General features: G+C 52.4%; 19 protein-coding genes. 7 read left to right on the forward strand and 12 right to left on the reverse strand.

Annotation, left to right across the window (positions count from 1 at the left end; translation table 11 throughout):
- Nucleotides 1–78: 78 nt before the first annotated feature.
- Nucleotides 79–1,098, forward strand: coding sequence for a glycosyltransferase family 9 protein (locus ABD827_RS08750; RefSeq protein WP_344964153.1), 1,020 nt, complete (start codon nt 79–81; stop codon nt 1,096–1,098).
- Here ABD827_RS08750 and ABD827_RS08755 read toward each other — a convergent pair.
- Nucleotides 1,067–1,846 (reverse strand): glycosyltransferase family 2 protein, encoded by a 780-nt coding sequence (locus tag ABD827_RS08755; protein WP_344964155.1) that lies wholly within the window; start codon nt 1,844–1,846, stop codon nt 1,067–1,069. The two genes, ABD827_RS08750 and ABD827_RS08755, sit on opposite strands and share 32 nt — an antisense overlap.
- Nucleotides 1,843–2,904 carry a glycosyltransferase family 9 protein gene (locus ABD827_RS08760; protein WP_344964158.1) on the reverse strand — a complete coding sequence of 354 codons (1,062 nt, stop codon included), beginning with the start codon at nt 2,902–2,904 and terminating at the stop codon, nt 1,843–1,845. The genes ABD827_RS08755 and ABD827_RS08760 overlap by 4 nt, the downstream gene beginning before the upstream one ends.
- Before the next feature lie 85 nt (nt 2,905–2,989).
- Between ABD827_RS08760 and ABD827_RS08765 the strand changes: the two genes are divergently transcribed.
- Nucleotides 2,990–3,697, forward strand: coding sequence for a 3-deoxy-D-manno-octulosonic acid kinase (locus ABD827_RS08765; RefSeq protein WP_344964161.1), 708 nt, complete (start codon nt 2,990–2,992; stop codon nt 3,695–3,697).
- 79 nt (nt 3,698–3,776) lie between these two features.
- Nucleotides 3,777–5,807 (forward strand): acyltransferase family protein, encoded by a 2,031-nt coding sequence (locus ABD827_RS08770; protein WP_344964163.1) that lies wholly within the window; start codon nt 3,777–3,779, stop codon nt 5,805–5,807.
- A 31-nt stretch (nt 5,808–5,838) separates the two neighbouring features.
- Here ABD827_RS08770 and waaA read toward each other — a convergent pair whose 3' ends face one another.
- From waaA to rfaD, 10 genes are all read right to left on the reverse strand, one after another.
- On the reverse strand, nt 5,839–7,098 hold the full coding sequence (gene waaA, locus ABD827_RS08775; protein ID WP_344964165.1) for a lipid IV(A) 3-deoxy-D-manno-octulosonic acid transferase: 1,260 nt from the start codon (nt 7,096–7,098) through the stop codon (nt 5,839–5,841).
- A gap of 4 nt (nt 7,099–7,102) precedes the next feature.
- Complete coding sequence (waaF, locus tag ABD827_RS08780; protein ID WP_344964270.1) at nt 7,103–8,158, reverse strand: lipopolysaccharide heptosyltransferase II; 1,056 nt, start codon at nt 8,156–8,158, stop codon at nt 7,103–7,105.
- A gap of 78 nt (nt 8,159–8,236) precedes the next feature.
- Nucleotides 8,237–9,196 (reverse strand): WavE lipopolysaccharide synthesis family protein, encoded by a 960-nt coding sequence (locus ABD827_RS08785; RefSeq protein WP_344964167.1) that lies wholly within the window; start codon nt 9,194–9,196, stop codon nt 8,237–8,239.
- Nucleotides 9,150–9,902, reverse strand: coding sequence for a glycosyltransferase family 2 protein (locus ABD827_RS08790; RefSeq protein WP_344964169.1), 753 nt, complete (start codon nt 9,900–9,902; stop codon nt 9,150–9,152). The genes ABD827_RS08785 and ABD827_RS08790 overlap by 47 nt, the downstream gene beginning before the upstream one ends.
- Nucleotides 9,899–11,488 carry an aminoglycoside phosphotransferase family protein gene (locus ABD827_RS08795; protein WP_344964171.1) on the reverse strand — a complete coding sequence of 530 codons (1,590 nt, stop codon included), beginning with the start codon at nt 11,486–11,488 and terminating at the stop codon, nt 9,899–9,901. The genes ABD827_RS08790 and ABD827_RS08795 overlap by 4 nt, the downstream gene beginning before the upstream one ends.
- Nucleotides 11,479–11,859, reverse strand: coding sequence for an HAD-IIIC family phosphatase (locus tag ABD827_RS08800; protein ID WP_344964173.1), 381 nt, complete (start codon nt 11,857–11,859; stop codon nt 11,479–11,481). Before ABD827_RS08800 ends, ABD827_RS08795 begins: the two co-directional genes overlap by 10 nt.
- A 35-nt stretch (nt 11,860–11,894) precedes the next feature.
- On the reverse strand, nt 11,895–12,689 hold the full coding sequence (locus ABD827_RS08805) for a glycosyltransferase family 32 protein (RefSeq protein ID WP_344964176.1): 795 nt from the start codon (nt 12,687–12,689) through the stop codon (nt 11,895–11,897).
- A gap of 89 nt (nt 12,690–12,778) precedes the next feature.
- Entirely contained in the window at nt 12,779–13,390 is a 612-nt protein-coding gene (locus tag ABD827_RS08810; protein ID WP_344964178.1) for an acyltransferase, read from the reverse strand.
- Between the two features lie 28 nt (nt 13,391–13,418).
- Nucleotides 13,419–15,185: a bifunctional glycosyltransferase family 4 protein/polysaccharide deacetylase gene (locus ABD827_RS08815; RefSeq protein WP_344964180.1), complete on the reverse strand. Its 1,767-nt coding sequence runs from the start codon at nt 15,183–15,185 to the stop codon at nt 13,419–13,421.
- 25 nt (nt 15,186–15,210) lie between these two features.
- Nucleotides 15,211–16,164 (reverse strand): ADP-glyceromanno-heptose 6-epimerase, encoded by a 954-nt coding sequence (gene rfaD, locus ABD827_RS08820; protein ID WP_344964182.1) that lies wholly within the window; start codon nt 16,162–16,164, stop codon nt 15,211–15,213.
- 143 nt (nt 16,165–16,307) lie between these two features.
- Here rfaD and ABD827_RS08825 point away from each other — a divergent pair, with 143 nt between their 5' ends.
- From ABD827_RS08825 to ABD827_RS08840, 4 genes are all read left to right on the forward strand, one after another.
- A complete protein-coding gene (locus tag ABD827_RS08825) occupies nt 16,308–16,970 on the forward strand; it encodes a TetR/AcrR family transcriptional regulator (RefSeq protein ID WP_344964184.1) in 663 nt (220 codons plus the stop codon).
- Nucleotides 16,971–17,065: 95 nt separating this feature from the next.
- Complete coding sequence (locus tag ABD827_RS08830) at nt 17,066–18,256, forward strand: glycine C-acetyltransferase (protein WP_298721694.1); 1,191 nt, start codon at nt 17,066–17,068, stop codon at nt 18,254–18,256.
- A 13-nt stretch (nt 18,257–18,269) separates the two neighbouring features.
- The gene (tdh, locus tag ABD827_RS08835; protein WP_298721699.1) at nt 18,270–19,295 is read left to right on the forward strand and encodes an L-threonine 3-dehydrogenase; all 1,026 of its coding nucleotides are present in this window, start codon (nt 18,270–18,272) and stop codon (nt 19,293–19,295) included.
- 648 nt (nt 19,296–19,943) lie between these two features.
- Nucleotides 19,944–21,059 (forward strand): branched-chain amino acid ABC transporter substrate-binding protein, encoded by a 1,116-nt coding sequence (locus ABD827_RS08840; RefSeq protein WP_344964188.1) that lies wholly within the window; start codon nt 19,944–19,946, stop codon nt 21,057–21,059.
- The last annotated feature ends 207 nt before the right edge of the window (nt 21,060–21,266 follow it).

Consider the following 21,266-nt stretch of genomic DNA (forward strand, 5'->3'; position numbering starts at 1 on the left):
TAGGTTCCTTATTAACAAAACGAAAGTCAGACGGTTTAGGGTAGAATACCGCAGCATAACAGTCAGCGGGAGAGCGAGATGAAACGGGTATTGGTGGTGCGCAACGATAAAATCGGCGACTTTATGCTGGCCTGGCCAGCACTGGCCATGCTGCGGGCATCGCTCGACTGTGACATTACCGCCCTGGTGCCGGGTTATACCCAGCCGCTGGCTGAACTGTGCCCCAGCATCGACCGGGTCATTTTGGACCCGGGTAAGGCGGCCGAGCCCGCCGCCCAGCGTACCTTGCTGAAACAGCTTAAAGAAGGAAACTTCGACGCCGTTATCTGTCTGTTCTCCACATTTCGTAACGCCAAACTGATGTGGCAGGCGGGTGTTCGGCAGCGCTGGGCGCCGGCCACCAAGCTGGCCCAACTGCTGTATAACCATAGGGTCACCCAGCGTCGCTCCCAGTCGGCCAAGCCGGAATATGAGTACAACCTGGATCTGGTGCGGGCCTTTTTGCAGCACAACGGCATACCCGCCATCGAGCCGGCGCCACCCTATCTGCGTTTTGAAGAGGCAGAACTGGCAGGCTTCAGGCTGCAGCAGGCCAGCCAGCTGGGCATCGATGCCGCCCGGCCCTGGCTGCTGGTACATGCGGGCAGCGGCGGCTCGGCCAATAATCTGTCTCCCGAGCAGTATGCCAAGCTGGTACGCCAGTTACGACACTCGTTTCCGAGTGCGCAGCCGGTACTGACCGCCGGCCCCGGCGAGCAGGCTCTGGCCCGTCAGGTAGTGGAGCTGGCGGGTGACGGCGCCGTGCTGGCCGGGGACTTACCGTTGCCGGACTTTTGTCGTCTTATTGCCTGCGGCAACCTCTTCGTGGCCGGCAGTACCGGCCCGCTGCACATTGCCGCCGCGCTGGACGTGCCGACGGTGGGCTTTTTTCCGCTACGTCGTTCGGCCACGCCGCTGCGATGGCGCCCGCTCAACAGCGAGGGGCGCCATCTGGCCTTTCATCCCCCCGCCGACGCCGAGGTAGAAGACATGAGTCAGGTGAATGTGGCCGAGGTTGCCGCGGCCGTTACTCCCTGGGCCCGCGAGTATTTGTCCTGATCCACAGATCGGCATATTTGACGAAGGTGGAATGTGCCGACAGCAGGCTGAGCAGCAGGCCTTGTTTGCCATCGAGAAAACCGGCCTTGAGCAGATACATTTTTAGAAAACAGCCCACGCCGTGCAGCAGGCCCTGAGCCAGTGAGCCTTTTTTGCCTCTTTGCTGGCGTTGGTCGGCCCAGGCGGCGGCATAACCCGCCGACTTCACCAGATAATGCTCCAGATCCCGATAGGTATAGTGCAGCAAGTCGCCTTTGAGTTTTTTGGTTTTAATGCCTTTTTTCAGTGTGACTTTTTCGTGTACCAAGGCGTCGTTATAGCCGGTGAGTGCCTTGGGATAGAGCCGCAGCACCCGATCCGGGTACCAGCCGCAGTGGCGTATAAAGCGGCCGAACACCCAGGATAGCCGTGCCACCGAGTACACCGTATGGGTAGTTGGCTTGGCCAGAATGGCTTCTATGCTGGTTTTAAGTTCGGGAGTGACGCGTTCGTCGGCATCTACCCACAGTATCCAGTCGGATTGCACATGGGCCTGGGCAATTTGTCGCTGTTTACCAAAGCCGGGCCAGTCGGCGTTGACGAAAAAGCGGGCGCCGGCGGCTTCGGCCATTTCACGGGTGCCGTCGGTACTGCCCGAGTCCAGCACCACGATTTCATCCACCCAGTCCAGGGTAGCCAGGCAAGCAGCCAGATTTTCGGATTCGTTTTTAACGATCAGCACGGCGGCCAGGGTGGGGCGTGAGCTCATGAGGGTTCCTGCAATAAATTTAAGTCGTGGGTGATGCGATCGAACTGGGCCTCGACCATGGCGGTGGTAATGCGTTGCATGGCATTCGCATCCTTGACCCGAGTGCGCCAGGGTAGCTGGGCGGCCGTTTTGCCGGTTTCGGCCAGCAGCGCCTCATCATAGACGCTGACCACATAGTCGCGACAGCGATAAGGGCCGGTGCGCTGAGGATTATGATGGGCATAGAGCCCCAGCACCGGGGTGTTCACCAGGGTGGCCATGTGGGTTGGGCCGGTGTCCGGCGCCACCACCAGACGGGCGGCCTTGATCAGGGCCTGCAGCTGCGGCAGGTTGGTCTTTCCTACCAGGTTTTCGGCGATGTTATCCGTTAATTGACATATTTTAGCCGCCAAGTCGCGTTCTTGTTGTGCAGGGCTGCCGATCAGCATGACCTGCATGCCTTTACCGTGCGCATGATCGGCGAGGGCGGCGTAGCCTTCGGCGGTCCAGTTTTTATAGGTCTTGCTGGCGGCGGGGCAGATCAGCAGCAACGGCTGTCGCTCGGCATAGGCTGACGCCCACTGCTCTGCCTCGGCGGGTACCGGTAGCGTCCAGTGCGGTGTGAGATCGGTCAGCCCCAATGCCTGACCAAAGCCCATGAAGCCGTCCACCACATGCTCGCCGGTGGCCGCCACCTTGTGATTGGTGAACAGCCACTGCCCGTCTTTGGCCCGCTCCCGTTCAAAGCCCAGCCGGTGGCGGGCACGGATTCCCAGACTGGCCAGGCTGGCGCGCAGGGCGGCCTGCATGTGTAGCAGCACATCAAACCTGCGCTCGCGCAGTTGTTTCCAGAGCGTCGCATAGGCACGCCAGCCGGTGCCTTTATCAAACACGATAATCTCGACATTTGGCACCAGTTGCAGCAAGTTGGCTTCGACTTTACCGGTAATCCAGGTAATGCGGGTTTGGGGCCATTGGCGTTGTATGGCCTGTACCAATGCGATGGCATGACAGCAGTCACCGATGGCGGACAAGCGCAGTAAACAAAGGGAAGCAGGGGCCGAGCCGAGCAATGCCATAGATGAAGTCTCCAGGATCTGAGTCCGGCATTATGCAAAGGCTGGCGGGCCATGTAAAATCTGTGTTTTCGTTGGGGGGACGGTAATGGAACGGATAGAGCACGGCTCGGAGATTATTTGGTATGACCCGGAATGTTTCGGCGCATTTAAGCGAGACTATTTTGAAATCGACTACTGGCGCGAACGAAACGCCATTCGTGGCAAGGCGGTAGGGCGTAACACCACCTGGTTTGTGGAAGACGAAATCGGTCACAAGGTGCTGCGTCATTATTACCGGGGCGGCATGATAGGGCGGGTAATGGAAGATACCTTTCTGCATGTCGCCGAGTCCAAAAGCCGGGCCATGGCCGAATTTACCGTGTTGGCCAAGCTTTACCGCCGTGGCTTGCCGGTTCCCCGGCCCTGCGCCGCCCGCATGGTGCGCTCCAATCTGGTCTACCGTGCCGACATTATTCTGACCCGAATCGAAAACTCCCGGGATCTGGTGGCCATTCTGCAGGAAAGAGCACTGGATAAGGCCGAATGGAAGAGTATCGGCAAGACCATTCGCCAGTTTCACGATGCGGGTCTCTATCATGCGGATCTGAACAGTCACAATATTCTGCTCGACGACAGCGGCAAGAGCTGGCTGATCGACTTCGATAAATGTCACTTTCGCCAGCCCGGCAGCTGGACCCGGGAAAACATGGACCGGCTGTTGCGTTCTTTCCGCAAGGAGCTGGGTCTGCACTCCGACTTCAACTGGCAGGAAGCGGACTGGCGTGCCTTGCTGAACGGTTATAGAGCCAGTTAATCTTTTGTAAATAAAAATCATAAGATTTTAAACCCGTCGAGCCATCGGTATGGCTCGGTTTTTTTATTCAGGAAGAAATGTGGCTTTTACGACATACAGACCAGATATAGATGGCTTGAGAGCCATTGCAGTATTAACGGTAATGATATTCCATTTCAATAGTCAGTGGTTGCCTGGTGGATTTATTGGGGTAGATATATTCTTTGTTATTTCAGGGTATATCATCACTCGAATCATCCATGCGGACATAATGAAGGACAATTTCTCTTTTTCGCTATTTTATGTAAAGCGAATCAAGCGAATATTACCTCTGTTTTATCTTGTGTCGGTAACCACATTGCTGGTTTCATGGTTTTTACTTACACCGGAAGATCTGGTGATGCTAGCCGACAGCCTACGTTATGCCAGTGTCTTTATTGCTAACGCCTACTTCGAAAAAAACTCTGGATACTTTGCACCAGCGGCTGACACCATGCCGTTGTTGCATATGTGGTCTTTGTCTGTAGAAGAGCAGTTCTATTTCGCCTGGCCGCTACTGCTTTTTCTGTCAATGAAATATCTCTCCTCCGGACATAGAAAGTGGTTTTTTCTGACATCTCTACTACTGCTCATTGGCATTTCTGAGTATGCGGCAAGAGGTGCGGAAGCTTCAGCCTATTACCTGATCCAGAACCGGGGTAGTGAACTGCTGATTGGAGCCTTACTGAGCATGCTCATTCATGGCAAACAAGATGCTCTGTTCGCCCGAGAGTCTGCCTTGGCGATCGCGGGATTGGTGGGTGCTCTGGTGTTACTCAGTCTATTTTTCTTGTTTGAAGAGGGGATTGTCTTTCCTGGCTTCAATGCTGCCCTGGTCTCTGTTGCCACGGCAATGGTGATCCTGAACGGTGAGCTTAGAAAAGGCGTCTTATATCGTTTGTTGAGTACTCGAATATTGGCACTTATCGGTAGGCTGTCTTTTTCACTTTATCTTTGGCACTGGCCGGTGCTGGTGCTTTATCGCTACTACTTCAATAGTATCGATGCTGTGGGCTATGCCGCCTGTGCCTTTCTGACCTTTCTGCTCGCATTTCTCTCTTGGCGATACTTCGAAAAGCCACTTAGATATCTGAACGTTCAGAAAAAGTGGGTGTTCATCGGTTATTTTATTCTTCCGGTCTTGGTGTTGGTGATGATCGCCAAAGACATCAAGCGGCACCATGGTTATGACGATCGAATGCCGGAGCAGGCGCGTCATCTTTACGATATCTCCGTATCTAGCTTCGACGATATCACCAAGGAGGTATCGGCTGATGGCCGCTATCGTCCTTTCGAGTTGGTGCCGATAGGTGATGAACATCTGCTACCGAAGGCGCCGAAGGCATTGCTGTGGGGGGATTCTCATGCGGGGCATTTTCGTCCTTTTGTTGAAGAGCTAGGACTCAAAAACGGTTTTTACAGCCTCTACGGCGGAGCGGGAGGCTGCCCGCCTTTTATCGGTGTGGATCTGATCAAGCATGGCCGACCCGAGGCGGAGTGTACCGATACGAACAACCAAGTATTCGAGGTAATAAAAAATTCGGATGCCACGCTGGTGTTTCTTGCCGGGCGCTGGGCCATGTATGCGGAGACTACTCGATCGGAGGGAGAAAAGGGTAGTCATGTTTTTCTTGGTGATAGTAGTGACTATTCAGAATCTCTGGAAAATAGTCGTCGAGCGTTCCGCAAGGGTATGGAGGCTACGATTCAACAGCTTATTGCCAATAATAAGCAACCGGTGTTGTTCGAGCAGGTACCTTCCTATCCTTTTTCTCCCAGTAATTGCTTGATTAAAAAGGCTACTTACTCATGGATGAAGGATGAGATCTGTGATGTCGATATGGAATATGTCACCAAGCGACAGGCTTATGCCAATGCCGTGATTATGGAGCTCGAGAAAAAATATCCTATGTTGATGGTGATCCGTGTCAACGATAAAATTTGCAAAGATGGCTGGTGCAAAAGCGAGCTGAGAGGAGTGCCACTCTATATGGATAATGATCATATTAATGATAGCGGCAGCCGCTTACTATTCGATCGTTATCAGCATAGTGTTCAATATCAGCAGCTACAAAAACTTATCAGGCCATAAATACGACGGGTGGAGGCTTACCTCCACCCGATTAAAAAAAACGCATTATCTTATTGATACTTTCGGCAATTGCCCCTCGGTTTCTTTCGACCACGTTTTTCGCATTCGTACCTATACTGATACAACGTTCACTATCTTCAAAGAGGTTTTCCAGTGTTGTAGCCAGCGAATGGCAATCACCGACGGTGATCAGGCCATCGTTGCTATTGAGTTGCTGATAAATATCGTTGAAGTTGAATACCGAAGGGCCGCTTAATATCGGTTTACCAAGGACAGCTGGCTCCAGCAGATTGTGGCCACCGCGTTCGATCAGGCTGCCGCCGACAAAAGCAACATCGGCCGCCGACAGCATGACGGGGAGTTCGCCCATGGTATCGCCCAGATAAACCTGAATGTTATGGAGCTCGTTACTGTCTGTACGGCGGCTCAAGCTGAAGCCTTGCTGGGTGATCAGCTCTGCGACTTGCTCGAAGCGTTGAGGGTGGCGGGGTACCAGGATCAGCAGAGCCTGTGGATGGCTTTGCAGCAGTCCCCTATGAGCGGCGAGCAGCTGTTCGTCTTCGCCTTCGTGGGTCGAGGCGGCAATCCACACCGGACGTTGTGCGCCCAGTTGCTCTCTCAGCGCTTGCCCTTGGCGGCGAACCTCGTCGTCGTAGTCGATATCGAACTTGATGGATCCCGTCACGCTCAGTTTGTCACGGGATAATCCCAAGTCTGCAAAGCGATCGGCATCATCCCGATGCTGACAGGCTATATGGCTGATATTCGCCAATAACAGCCGGAATATGCCGTGAAAGCGTTTATATCTCTCGGCAGATCGGGCCGATAGCCGGGCGTTGAGTACCATCACCGGCAGTTGTTTGCGTCCGCAGGCTGCCAGCCAGTTGGGCCAGAGCTCGGTTTCCATTATCAGCAGTGCCCGGGGCTTAATTCGCCGTAAAAAAAGCGATACCGCCCAAGGGAAGTCGAGCGGGGCGTAGCGATGTTCTATCAGGTTGCCCAGTTTTTCCGCCTGATCGGCGCCAGTGCGGGTGGTGGTGGTGACCAGAATGGGCAGCTCCGGATGTTCCGCCTTGATGGCCCTGATCAGCGGGGTGGCGGCAACCATTTCTCCGACGCTGACCGCATGCAGCCAGACCGGGTTAACTTTTCTGGGGCGCGAAACCAGCCCCAGATGCTCCGTCCAGCGTGCCCCAAAACCCGGCTTGCCCCGTTTGGGCCAGTACAGCAATCCCAGTAAAAAGGGGCTGAACAGATGAATGAGCAGGTTGTATATAAAGCGATATATCATGAGGTTACCGGTGGCTAGCGGCGATATGTGCCGGGTCGGTTAGCTGCTGAATGGCGGCAAGCACTTTTTCTGCGGGCAGTTCTTTCAGGCACTTCAGATGACCGAGCGGACATTCCCGCTTGAAGCAGGGCCGGCATTCGATATCGGTATGTACTATAGCGACCTTTTCTGCCAGCGGAGGTGTGTATTTGGGTGAAGTCGAGCCGTAGATACCCACCAGCGGCCGTTGCAGCGCGGCAGCGATATGCATCAGACCGGAATCGTTGGAAATCACCACCGAGCTCAATGCCATTAAATCGATGGCCTGATGCAATGAGGTCTTTCCCGCCAGAGTGTGGCACTTTCCCTGCAAATTGCGTGGTAAATGATGCTTGATAGCTTCGGCGACCGGAATGTCCTTGGCCGAGCCGAAAATCCACACCTGCTTGCCCTGTTCAATCTGGTGTTGAGCTACCTCGGCGTAGTGTTGCTCCGGCCAGCGCTTGGAGGGACCGAATTCCGCTCCCGGGCAGAGACTGACGATGGGGCTTTCCGTATCAAGACTCAGCTCGCTCAAGGCGCTTTGCTGGTTTGCTGCATCCACTTGCAGAGTTGGCCAAGGCAGGGTGGGAATGCAGTGATTATTCTGCATGTCTGCCCTTGGGTGGGCGAGCGCGACGTAGCGTTCGACCATCAGCGGAAAGTCGGTCTTGTTGCTGCGTAGATCGTTCAGCAGGCCGTAGCGGGATTCGCCTTTCCACCCGGTGCGCTTCTTGATGCCGGCGAACAACGGGATCAGAGCCGATTTCATCGAATTGGGCTGAACTATGGCCCAGTCATAGCCTTCGACCGCCAGCTGTCTACCCAAGCGGAACCGTGCGGCCAGCTTGAAGTCACCATGCCCCAGCGGCATCACTATGGCCTTGTTCACTTCGGGCATCCGCTCCAGCAGGGCACAGCACCAGGCCGGCGCCATCACATGGATCTCGGCACTCGGGTGTTGCTGCTTCAGGGTGATATATAGGCTATGTGACATCACCATGTCCCCGACCCATGAAGGGCCTATGACTAATAGTTTCATCATCTTTTATCTATCCGGACCAAGGTTCATATAATATCATAAACGGCAGTTTGTACTGTTTTATCGAGATGCGTAGTATTATATTCGGATGATCTTTCTCAGTAATCGTCCCTCAATTACTTTAAACGCTCTTTTTAATCTTTTTTTATCCATGGGCTTGCCCGCCAGCCCGGCGGCATATTTCCAATCATCCAGATCATATTCCAAGGCAATATTTCCGCGTTTGTAGAAGCGATCGGTGACATCAAGCCCCATCTTATGTGGTTCACAAATAATCAGGTTGTTGGTGATAAATTTTTCCCAAAATTCAGGACCCAGATTAGCATCATCACCCGCCTTGGTGTTGATGGGCAACTTTTGATCCATTAACTTTGATATCCAATGTAGACATAAAAATTGTTCAGTTGCAGGATGGCGAGATTTATAACCTGGCTGCTTTTTGAAATAGAGCTCAGGCACTAGAGAGTCATGCCAGATTTTTAGTAGATCCTGTGTTTCACCAAAATCAAACAAATCACTCTTGTGAAAGTAAACGGGCTGACCAATATGCGAAGATATAAAAAAGGTGCTACTAGTAACAATGCGGTTATCTAAATATGTGAATTCGGGGTCTCTGGGTGCAGAGGAAAACAGCTCGAATAATTCAACAAACCCACGACCGTTGATAATGTTGTCTGTTCTGACTTTAGTGGCATAACGAGTATTAACAGCTCTGAGACCCTGGTGGCTACTATAGAGTTGCCTGTTGTTATTAAGCTTTTTTTCTTCACCATCATTGAAAACACTGTTTTGACCTGGATCATCAAGCAATATTAATTTGTCGACATCCAGGCCAGCTGTATCTTGCCCTTTCCAGGTTGACAGGATAATTTCTGAACCAGGAAATAATTTCCTTATGGATAAGATGTTTTGTTTTGTAACACCTTCTTTTTGAACTCGGCCCTTACTTGCCGAAACTGGCCCTTGCAGTACGAAAGAAATATCTTTATTGTCAATTTTCATAGGGATCACAACGCTGCAAAAAATCGATATATTCATTTGGAATTCCGCAAAATATTACATCATTACGGTCAATTAGATGGTAGTGAATTCCCAAACCTTTTTTGATGAGGTAATTGTATAAAGGAGCGATGTAAAGTTCCCCTCTTTCCCATTCAGTTAGCGGTTTTGACAAATAATTATTGTATGCATCTAAATAATGTGATGTTTTAGTGAAGTGATATAATCCGGTGCTGCATAAATCAGATATTGGATTCTTTTCGGCCGTTTCTATCACTTTCGTACTGTTCGAGTCTTTAGGTTTTGCGAATGACCAATTGTCACCGCCACCTTGGAATACCTCCAGATAACCAGCTTCCATATTCTCTACCAAGGGAAAAGTAAAGTTTTGTCTGAAAGTATCAATATTAAAGATGGTGATTTCACCCTTGTAATCAAGCCCTTGTTCGGACAAGCCTGCTAGCCCTAAAGCAACGGTTTCAGCCTGTCCTCGAGTTTCCTGATCCAGTACAACGATATAAAATTCTTTGATACCCATTTTTTTTGCGGACTGCTTGACGAACGCTGCGGTATCAAAAAAATCTCGCACAATAAATAAAAAAGGCGTGCTGTTGAAGTAAGCACTAAAACTATTTACCGAGTGATAGAAAAGTGTTTTACCGTGAGCTTCAAGCATATACTTAGGTTTTTTATAGCCGGCTTTGAAGAAGCGTGAGCTTATTCCTGCCATTGGGATAATAATCATTGTTTAAGCCTTGTAAGAATTTGATGAAGTCTGAATGCATTTGCGAACAAGGCCTGCTGACGTTTAGGATCGTCCGCATGCAGAGGTAACATAGACAAAAAGAGTTGAATTTGCATTGCATAAAGATGACTAGCACTCAGGCCAAAGTTGTATTCAATCAGCTCTATAAATTTTTGTTGAAGCTCTTTATGAGCTGTAGGCTCAGCAATGGATAAAGAAATTTTATTATCATTTATGTCTACCTGGTAATAACCAGCAATGATCCAGTCATACATGCCCAGTACAGAATGGCTAAGCTTAGCTATATCATAATTAATGTCACCATATAGAGTTTCTGTCATATCTGTAGTCATACCACGTGGATCTATGACTTTTACCTTACCTGCACGAAAGTCATAAAGAATATTACTGAAACAGAAATCGCCATGTAACACAGATGCATGTGAGCTATGAGGAGGCAGGTTATCATGACTATCTTGTAGCAGATTTTTTAATGCTACGGATGGGGCACCGTTAAATGACCAGTTACTTGAAAGTTTTATATCAAAACTTAGGCAATATTCATTTAATCTTTGTACGGTTTTTGTACCAAACAAGTCATCCAGTGTATTTTGAGTAATACCTTCAGGAGCAGGAAATTCACGACATGAGGTAAGAAAGTCGACACAGTTCTTTAAAATAGGAAGCCAGCTAGAACTGGGCAGTCTGGCAAAGACAAAGAGTTCATTGAGAGCAGTATGGTGCAAATACTCAAGGCGATAAGAAATTTTACCATCACTTGCCGACTCGCTACCAAGAAACTGCGGGATGTAGCCGCGTAAAGGATATGGAAGCGTGGCAAACCAATGGGCTTCTGCTGCTATTTTATGGTTGTGCAAGCTGGATTTTTCTATCCAGTTTGGCGTGATAGTTAGTTCGTTGAAGGCTCGCTGTGTGGTAAATTTGGCTTTCGAACGGTAGTAAGTATTTACATGACCAAAGTCCAGCCAACCTAGAGACTCTACAGGTGTTAATCCAACAGCCTGATGGTAACGGTTCAAGCCTTGTATAAAGTTCCACTCACTTTGAGTTATGCATTTCAGAATGGTTTTAGGCTGACTGAATTTAAAGTAACCATCAATAATTCGCGTAGTCTCTCTGGCACTCTGCGCTTGATGATCTTTCAACCATTCACCACAGTCGTCCGTCAGTACAGCCCAATTATAACCGTATTTTGCTTGTGAAATACTGACCACATCATCTCCGGTAGGCAATTTCTGGAATAAAGTATCACCGTAGAGAACATGTAGCGGTTTATCGATTGGATGACCACTAATATTAACAGCCGCTACCAAAGATGCACCCAGACTTAAACCATCAGGAGTAAGAATAACCTCGACATTATGCTTATCTAACCAAGCTTGGTCGATTGAAGATATTTCAAATGACTCTGGAAGAGAAAGATAAACCTGTAGTCCTGGGGAGGATAACGCGACTTGATGTTGAAACAGGCGTCGGTTTCCCAAAGGTAAAAAACTGGGTGGTATGCGCCCAAATTCAGACTCTAGTTCCTGGCCGACATAAGCACCAGACATGATTAAAAACATACGTTTTCTTTCTCAAGCAGCTGATGAATCTCTTCTAATGTCATTGAGGCGAATTCGGAAGGGCGAATGGATCTGTCATCGATATAAAAACCTTCGTGGCCACACCAGGGTTTGCCTACCAAAACTTCATCGTAGGGAACCGAATGCTTGTCTAACCATTCTGTAATGATGGGCAGGGTATGGATATTGATTTTACCAACGTTACCTTCATAAGTACGCATGTTGCGGGCAGTAGCGATGACAATTTCAAATCCGTTAGATTTATATTGACGAAGTTGTTCAATGATATCTTCTCTGGGAAGTACATTTTTGTAATCTGAAGTATTGGCTTGAGTAAGAGTGCCATCTAAATCTACAATCAGTCTTTTCATTTTAAATGCCCATCATATCGAGTGATATACGTCAGTTATTCTTCTTTCTGCTTCACCAGATCTTTTGGATTAATGTGAGTCCATTTTGAGCGAGGGCGATCAAGATACTGGAAGTGTTCATTGGTAAAGCTACCTTGAATGCAGACATATTTACGATCTTTTGCATGGATGTCGTTTCTATCGCTAAAAAGTTTGTCTAACACACTCGGTCCTGTTGAGTGGTAAACACCCATAGAAGGTTCGTAATGTTCAATATTGTATAGCACATTTTCAATTGCTTTTTCCAGGTCATTGTTTTCCGGCGCTGAAGCAATGAAATAGTTGGTAAAGCGAGTGTTGTTATCTATTTTGATATAAATGGCTTTATCTTCTTCACCGATCAGTTTGTCCAGAGGCCATACCAAAGTAGCATCTATATCCATATAGACACCACCTTCGAGGTTTAAAACCACCAGGCGCCATAAGTCTGCTTGTGCCGCACCATTGGTGAGTCTCATGTAGGCGTCATAGACTTCTTTTTGCGCGTTTTTTTGTAGATATTCACCGCGAGCCTCTGTGCTGACATAACGATAATCACAGTTGAGTGACATCAATCGGTTGAACAGGTAATTCATGTACACCGGCAAGGTGCATTTGTTGGTAAAGTTGGTTTGCCATATAGTACGTGGAATCGCACTATGAGTGGATAGCTTTAATTTTGCGGGTGAATATTCAGGAATCGTAAAACGAAACTTCGGTAATATAAAATGAAAGGGATAAGCAAGCAGCTTGAAAATATTTCCCACTAGTCGAATCGAGCGGTTAGCAATAAGCATCGGAAGTTTTTTCATGATCAATCCTGTAGTTAGGAAATATACCGTTTATCAACGATGAGATGTAATTAATAGCATATCCAATGCTATCAATAAATTATTCATCATTAATGCTCCCAGCGGATATTTTTTTTTATAGTTTTGGCCGGCGAGCCCGCCACAATGGTTTTCTCTTCGACATCTTTGGTGATGATGGCACCAAAGGCGATGATGCTGCCATCGTCGACGGTGACCCCCTTGAGTATGGCGGCATTGGCGGCGACCCATACATGATTCCCGATGCGGATATCCTGCGGATGGTTCAATATCTCACCGGTATCGGCATCATAAATGGGATGACCGTCGTAGGTCATCACACTGATGTTGCGAGAGAACATGCAGTGCTCACCAATGGTGAGCCGGGTTGCCTCGCCCTTGGCAGACAGGTAGGCGCCACCAATATCGGTTTCCTTCCCTATTCGAATGAGGCAATTGTTACCCACTATTTCTAAAGTACTGAAGCTGATATTGGCACCGTCTTCCACTTCTACCCTGTTGTTTTCACCCCTGATACTAATGACACAGCGGCGGAACTTCCCATTACCAAGCACCACGAGACGGTTACCCTTACCGGATAGTTTGATTTTGTTCCATATCAGATAAGAATCGGGGGCGGTAAGCAGGCTGCCGCCTTTTTTCTTTATGATATTCAATAGTTTTAATGTCAGCTTGTTAAGCATGAAGTTGTTCCAATGACTCGGCGAGAGGCTATTTGCTCTTCCTGAACACATAATTCCCTCTTATCTTCCGCCACAGGCCGAATACATCGGTGCGGGGGAAGATGGCGATGCGGCGGATCTGGTAGGGATCTTCGTGCATGGCCAGGGGGCCACTGTCGGTAGCTACCGCGAAGGGGTAGTCCAGCTCTTTGGCCAACGCCTTGCTGTCCTGATTATGACTGCCGAACGGGTAGGCGAAGGAAGCCAGCTTCTGGCCCAGCAGCTGCTCCAGTTGTGCCTTGTTCTCGGCAATTTCGTGGCGTTGGGCGTCTTTATCCAGGGTGTTCAGGTGAGGGTGACTCAGGGTGTGGCCACCAAATTCCACCAGGCCGGAGTCGGCCATTTCCCTGATCTGGGCCGGGCTCATCAGGTCTACCCGTTTTTCCGGGTTGTCCGGATTTTCCACATCCCAGCGGTTGAACTGCTCGCCGGTGACCATGTAAATCACCGCCTTGAAGCCGTACTTTTTCAGCAATGGAAACAGCAGTTCGTAGTTGTCTTTGTAGCCATCATCGACGGTGATGATGATGTATTTCTTGCCAGACTCAAGCCGGCTGGCCATGCCCTGCTCGGCCAGATCGGCAAAGGTCAGGGTTTCATGGCCCAGTCGCTTGAGCAGCTTGAAGTGCTTTTCCAGCATGTTGACGTGCATATAGGTGCCATGTACGCCTTTTTCGCTGTCATCCTCGATGAAGCGGTGATACATGATAATGGGCACTTCCCGGCGTAGCCGGTGCACGTAAACGCTCTGGTAATGCTGCTCCAGCTCATCAGCCACGGCGTTCAGGTCGTAGCTCGCCTTTACCCGTGTGGCCAGCCCGCTGGCGTCAAAGTCTGCCTTCAGGGCATCGGCAATTCGGGCGGGCAGGGCGGTAAAGTCGATATCCAGATCTCTTGGCCCTATATCGCCGAAGTTGCTCGCCATGGCCGCATCCAGGTCGTCGGTGGTAACCAGGCCGGGAGCCTGCGCTTCGCCAACGGCAAATACCGGGCGTTGCATCAGAATCGCTTCCATGGCCACCCGGCCGGCGCCGATCACCAGGTCGGAGTTCGCAATTAGGCCCGACACGTCCTGCACATAACCCAGAAAATCCACCTTGTCGCGAAAGCGCTCAAAGCGATCGGGAATATCGGAGCCGGAGGCGATCTGTACCCGATATGCATCCAGATCCAGGCACTCGTCCAACAGCCGGTAGCACAGCTCGCCCTTGGGGCCGGTGAGCCGGCCGATGATGCTGATCACCGGCTTATCATTTATCGGCGCCGCTACGGGCCGGTACTGGCTGGTATCGATGCCGTTACGGCCGATGGCAATCAGCTCGGGTGAGACCCCCAGGCTGCTGATCAGCTGATTTTTCACCGCTTCGCACACCGCCAGCGCCCGGTCGCCCAGAGCATGGAACTTTTTGCGTGAGGCATGTACCGGCTGACGGCCGTGCACCGTGGTGATCATGGGGGTGCCGGTCAGTTTGCAGGCCACATGGCAGCTCCAGCTGGAGGCACGACTATGGGCATGAACCAGCTGGATGCGGTGCTTCTTGATCAGGTAGATCAGGTAGCCCACATGCCAGAATCGGCGCGGTATGCTGCGCTTGTTGAAACGCAGTTTGAAATACTCGCCCAGGTGCGGCTTGGTCAGGGTATCGGACACATAGCACACGCTGTGCCCGCGCCGGCTGAGTTCGTCACCCACGGTCGTGGCATAGACTTCTGCCCCGGTTACTTCCAGTTGGGACAGGGCCATCAATATATTCATGGAATCTTCCGTTTCGGACCGACGGTTACTTGTTCAGCCACGCCATGTATTCGCTCACGCCTTCTGCCACTGTCTTGAACGTGTGGGGATAGCCGGCGGCACGCAGTTTGGTGAGATCGGCCTGGGTAAAGCTCTGATAGCGACCCTTCAACTGCTCGGGGAAGGGGATGTATTCTATCTGGCCCTTGCCGTGGTGCTTGATCACCGCCTCGGCCACATTCTGGAAGGGTTCGGCCCGGCCGGTACCGCAGTTGAAGATGCCGGAGACGCCCGGATTCTGCCAGAACCACAGGTTGACCTGGCAGACATCGCTGACATAGATGAAGTCGCGCATCTGACCGCCGTTGGGGAAACCGTCACAACCTTTGAACAGTTTGGGGTTTTCGCCCTTGTGCAGCTGGGTATTGAGGTGGAAGGCCACACTCGACATGCCGCCCTTGTGCTGCTCGCGCGGGCCGTAGACGTTGAAATACTTGAGGCCCACTACCTGAGAGTTGATCTCGGGCATCAGTTGGCGCACGTACTGGTCGAACAGCTGCTTGGAGTAGCCGTAAACGTTGAGCGGCTGCTCATATTGCGGCTCTTCGATGAAGTTGTCGTTGCGCCCGCCGTAGGTGGCGGCGGAAGAGGCATAAATGAAGGGGATTTCCCGCTCAAGGCAGTAGTGCAGCAAGTCTTTGGAATATTGATAGTTATTTTCCATCATGAACTTGCCGTCCCACTCGGTGGTGGCCGAGCAGGCGCCTTCATGAAAGATCACTTCGATGCCGCCCCATTCCTCGAACTCGTCACCGGAAAAAATGCGCTGAATGAATTCGTCCTTGTCCAGGTAATCGGCGATGGTCAGATCGACCAGATTGACGAACTTGGTGCCGTCGGTGAGGTCGTCGACGACCACGACGTCGGTGCGTCCCTGGTCGTTCAGGGTTTTTACCAGATTACTGCCGATAAAGCCGGCGCCGCCAGTCACAATGATCATCGCTTTCTGCCTCTTGCTGGCCGGAACCTGTCCGGCTGAACGAAGTAAAATAAAGTCGAAGTTTACCATGCTTGCCCGGCAGAAAACTAACCCGTCGGCCTGTGTTACTATTCAGTGATGGTATTGAGCATTTGGTTAACAGGATGAAAACCAAGGATCGTATAGTCGCCGCCGCCCTGCTGTTGTTTAACGAGCAGGGGGAATCGAATGTGACCACCAATCATATTGCCGCTCACCTGGGCATCAGTCCCGGTAATCTCTATTACCACTTTCGCAACAAGAACGACATTATTGGCCGCATTTTTCTGCAATATGCCGACCATCTGCGTAAAAGCTTCACTCCCGTCACCGGGCCGGCCAATGCCAGTTCCAGCGTCTGGTTTCATTATCTGGACGCGGTGTTCTACGTGATGTGGGAGTTCCGTTTTTTCTATGCCAACCTCAACGATATTCTGCACCGGGATCCCGAGCTGCATCGGCAGTATCTGCTGGTGCAGCAGGAGCTGGCAGAGAATCTGCAAGCACTGTTGCGTGAGTTGAACGCCCAGCAGGTACTGGTGATTCCCGATGAAGAAATCGCCCCGCTGAGTGAAATTCTGAGAATGGTGGTGTCGTTCTGGGTCAGCTATCAGTCGGCTCAGTCGCTGACTCCGCATATCAGCCAGGCGGTGCTTTATCAGGGAGTGGCGCGGGTGCTGTTGCTGCTCAAGCCCTACTTTCATCCGGAGAAAGGACTCGAACTGGCAACCTTGTCGGCACATTATCAGGCATTAGCGGCTCAACCCAGTGATCCCTTTCACAAATAGGATAAAGTTTGGAATATGTTATGAGACTTGGGTGTTTAGGTAGTAAAATGATCTGAATTAAACCCAGATAGCCAGATTGATAGCGGGAGTTCACTATGTCATCGGCATTTTATGCTTATTTATCCGAGCAATTAGCACAAACCAAAGCAGAGGGGCTCTACAAGCAGGAGCGAGTGATCACCTCGGCCCAGAGTGCCGCCATCGAGGTGGGCAAACAGGAGGTGATCAACTTCTGCGCCAACAACTATCTGGGCCTGGCCAACCATCCCGAGCTGGTCGAGGCGGCCAAGCAGGGGCTGGACAGCCACGGCTTCGGTATGGCCTCGGTGCGTTTCATCTGCGGTACCCAGGATCTGCACAAGCAGCTGGAAGCCGAGCTGTCCGCCTTTCTGGGTATGGAAGACACCATTCTTTATACCTCCTGTTTCGATGCCAATGCAGGTCTGTTCGAAACCCTGCTGGGCCCGGACGATGCCATCATCTCCGACGCCCTCAACCATGCCTCCATCATCGACGGCGTGCGTCTGTGCAAGGCCAAACGCTACCGCTATGCCAACAACGACATGGTCGAGCTGGAAGCCCGGTTGCAGCAGGCGGACGCCGACGGCGCGCGTTTCAAACTGATTGCCACCGACGGTGTCTTCTCGATGGATGGCGTTATCGCCAACCTCGAGGCCATCTGTGATCTGGCCGACAAATACAATGCCATGGTGATGGTGGACGACTCCCATGCGGTCGGCTTCGTCGGCGAGCAGGGGCGGGGCACCCCGGAATTCTGCGGGGTGATGGACCGGGTCGATATTATCACCGGCACCCTGGGCAAGGCCCTGGGTGGTGCCTCCGGCGGCTATACCTCGGGCAAGAAGGAAGTGATTGACTGGTTGCGCCAGCGCTCACGTCCTTACCTGTTCTCCAACTCGGTGGCACCGGCCATCGTCGCCGCCTCCATCAAGGTGCTGGAAATGCTGAAGAACGGCGATAGCCTGCGCAACAAGGTGCGGGAAAACAGTGCCTACTTCCGTGAGCAGATGAGCGCCGCCGGCTTCACCCTGGCGGGCCAGGATCACGCCATTATTCCGGTGATGCTGGGCGATGCCGCCCTGGCGGCACAGATGTCCGACCAGCTGCTGGAGCGCGGAATCTATGTGATCGGCTTCTCCTTCCCGGTGGTGCCCAAGGGCCAGGCCCGTATCCGTACCCAGATGTCGGCGGCCCACAGCCGCGAACAGCTGGACAAGGCCATTGCCGCCTTTACCGAGGTCGGCCGCGAGCTGGGCATCATTTAAGGAGAGCAGTTTCATGAAAGCACTGGCAAAACTGAAAGCGGAACCCGGCATCTGGATGACCGACGTGCCCGCGCCCGAACTGGGCCATAACGATCTGCTGATCAAGATCCGCAAGACCGCCATCTGCGGCACCGATATTCATATCTATAACTGGGACGAATGGTCCCGGAACACCATTCCGGTTCCCATGGTGGTCGGTCACGAATACGTGGGCGAAGTAGTGGCGGTGGGCCAGGAAGTGCGCGGCTTTGCGGTCGGCGACCGGGTGTCCGGTGAAGGCCATATCACCTGTGGCCATTGCCGTAACTGTCGGGCCGGACGCACGCACCTGTGCCGTAACACCGTTGGCGTGGGCGTCAACCGTGAAGGTGCCTTTGCCGAGTATCTGGTGATTCCGGCCTTCAACGCCTTCAAGCTGCCCGACGAAGTATCCGACGATCTGGCCTCCATCTTCGACCCTTTCGGCAATGCGGTACACACGGCGCTGTCGTTCGATCTGGTGGGTGAAGATGTGCTGATCACCGGCGCCGGCCCCATCGGCATCATGGCGGCGGCCGTGGCCCGTCATGTGGGTGCCCGTCATGTGGTGATCACCGACATCAACGAATACCGGCTGGAGCTGGCGCGCAAGATGGGCGTGACCCGGGCCGTTAACGTGGCCACCGACAAGCTGGATACCGTGATGGCCGAGCTGGGCATGACCGAAGGCTTTGATGTGGGTCTGGAAATGTCCGGGGTGCCGGTAGCGTTCAACGACATGCTGGACAAGATGAACCACGGCGGCAAAATCGCCATGCTGGGTATTCCGCCGTCCGACATGGCGATTGACTGGACCCAGGTGATTTTCAAGGGCCTGGTACTGAAGGGCATCTACGGCCGGGAAATGTTCGAAACCTGGTACAAGATGGCCAGTCTGATCCAGTCCGGTCTGGATCTGAGCCCCATCATCACCCATCACTTCAAGGTCGACGACTTCCAGCAGGGCTTCGACACCATGCGTTCCGGCCAGTCCGGCAAAGTCATCCTCGACTGGACCTAAGGTCCCGCTGCGGGGATGGGTGCCATACCCATCCCCGATATTCCCCTAGATATTCTTCCCCTCAATTCTTCATGCCAGCCTGTACCCTGGTCTTCGATAATTCGACCTGGGGTTGGTTGCTCGTTCATACCAGCCTGTAAACTAACTGGTTTGTTTAGCAGCCCTTTAAAGGTCGAACGAAGGGGCAACTCCACCGACACGCTGAACCGCATCCCTGCGACGCTCAGCACATGACGTCCTGTCATGTGATGGTCGCTGGAGTAGAACCCTTCATTCGCCCCTCTGCTGCGGAGCCGCCTGTTGCCTCTTCTTGAACACCGAGTGGTCCGCAGGCATCTCCTATAGACGACGCCGATGCATCAGGGAGGACAAAGGGATCTGCTCCGCCAACCTTCTGTTTCATGGATGAAACAGAGAGCGTACAAGGAGGTATTCATAGCGAGTTGGCGGAGCGGGCGCTTTGTCCGAAGTATCGTATCTGCTGAAAGCCGGCCCCGATCCGCGCCCTGCTTCACAATCCTTGGATTTAGGTTATAACTGGTGTCATGCGGAGCACTTTTTCGCTTGTTAAAGTGGCACACTCGGGTTAGAAAAAGAGCAGGCCGGAGCCTTTTCGGCGCACGAACTCAATGGACAGAGGGAAGCGGAATGATCACATGGAACAAGAAAGCGGTGGCGGCGGCCGTCTCGGTGGCCCTGGGTTATGGCGCCGCGTTTGCCGCCTCGGCGGAAACGGTCAAGGTGGCCATCGCCGGCCCGGTCACCGGGGCCGTGGCCCAATATGGTGACATGCAGTTTACCGGTGGCCGCATGGCGGTCGAAATGTTCAACAAATCCGGTGCCCTGGGTGACTACACCCTGGAGGCGGTGGAATACGACGACGCCTGTGACCCCAAGCAGGCGGTGGCGGTGGCCAACCGGGTGGTCAACGATGGCGTGCAGTTTGTGGTGGGTCATCTGTGCTCCGACAGCACACTGCCGGCCTCGGATGTGTATGACGACGAAGGCATTCTGATGATTACCCCGGCCTCCACCAACCCGGTCATTACCGAACGGGATCTGGAATTCGTGATGCGCACTATCGGCCTCGACAGCGATCAGGGGCCTACCGCCGCCCATTTTATTATCGAACAGGTCAAGCCCGAGCGCATCGCGGTGATCCACGACAAGAAGCAATACGGTGAGGGTTTGGCGTCCAGCGTGCGTGATGCCCTGAAAGACGCCGGTGTCGAGGTGGTGGCCTACGAGGGGATCACCTCGGGCGACAAGGACTTCTCGACTCTGATTGCCAAGTTGCAGCGCGACAAGGTCGATTTCGTCTATTACGGCGGCTATCACCCGGAGCTGGGGCTGATACTGCGCCAGTCGGCCGAAAAAGGCTTTGATGCCCGCTTCATGGGCCCCGAAGGTGTCGGTCACAAGGATATTACCTCCATCGCCGGTGATGCTTCCGAAGGCCTGCTGGTCACCCTGCCCAAAAAATACGATCTGGATCCGGCCAACGCCCCCGTGGTGCAGGCGATTCAGGCCAAAGGTGAAGATCCGTCCGGTCCCTTCGTGTGGACCACCTACGCGGCGGTAGAAGCCATTGCCGAGGGCCTGAAGCGCGCCGGCACCGACCCACAAGCGGTGGCCAAGGCCCTGCGTGCCGAGCCGGTCAATACCGTAATGGGGCCACTGAGCTGGGATGAAAAAGGCGATCTGCTGGGCTTCGAATTCGGTGTGTTCGAGTGGCACAAGGATGGCTCTTCTACTCAGATGTAATGACCCCGATCTTTTTCGCCAGGCAGGAAAGAAGGATCAAGGGAACGACTACGCCGACCGTGACATGCCAGGGATGGCATGTCCGAGCCTGCATGGATGTACTCGTAGCGTGTCGGCGGAGCTGGTCCTTTGTCCGGCTGCTCTGGATATGTTAGCTCTTGCCGAAAGGGATAGTTCCCCAGCTTCGCCCCGCCAACTTTACTCGCT

Origin of the sequence: Oceanisphaera sediminis (assembly GCF_039539745.1) — a bacterium.
GTDB classification, from domain to species: domain Bacteria; phylum Pseudomonadota; class Gammaproteobacteria; order Enterobacterales; family Aeromonadaceae; genus Oceanimonas; species Oceanimonas sediminis.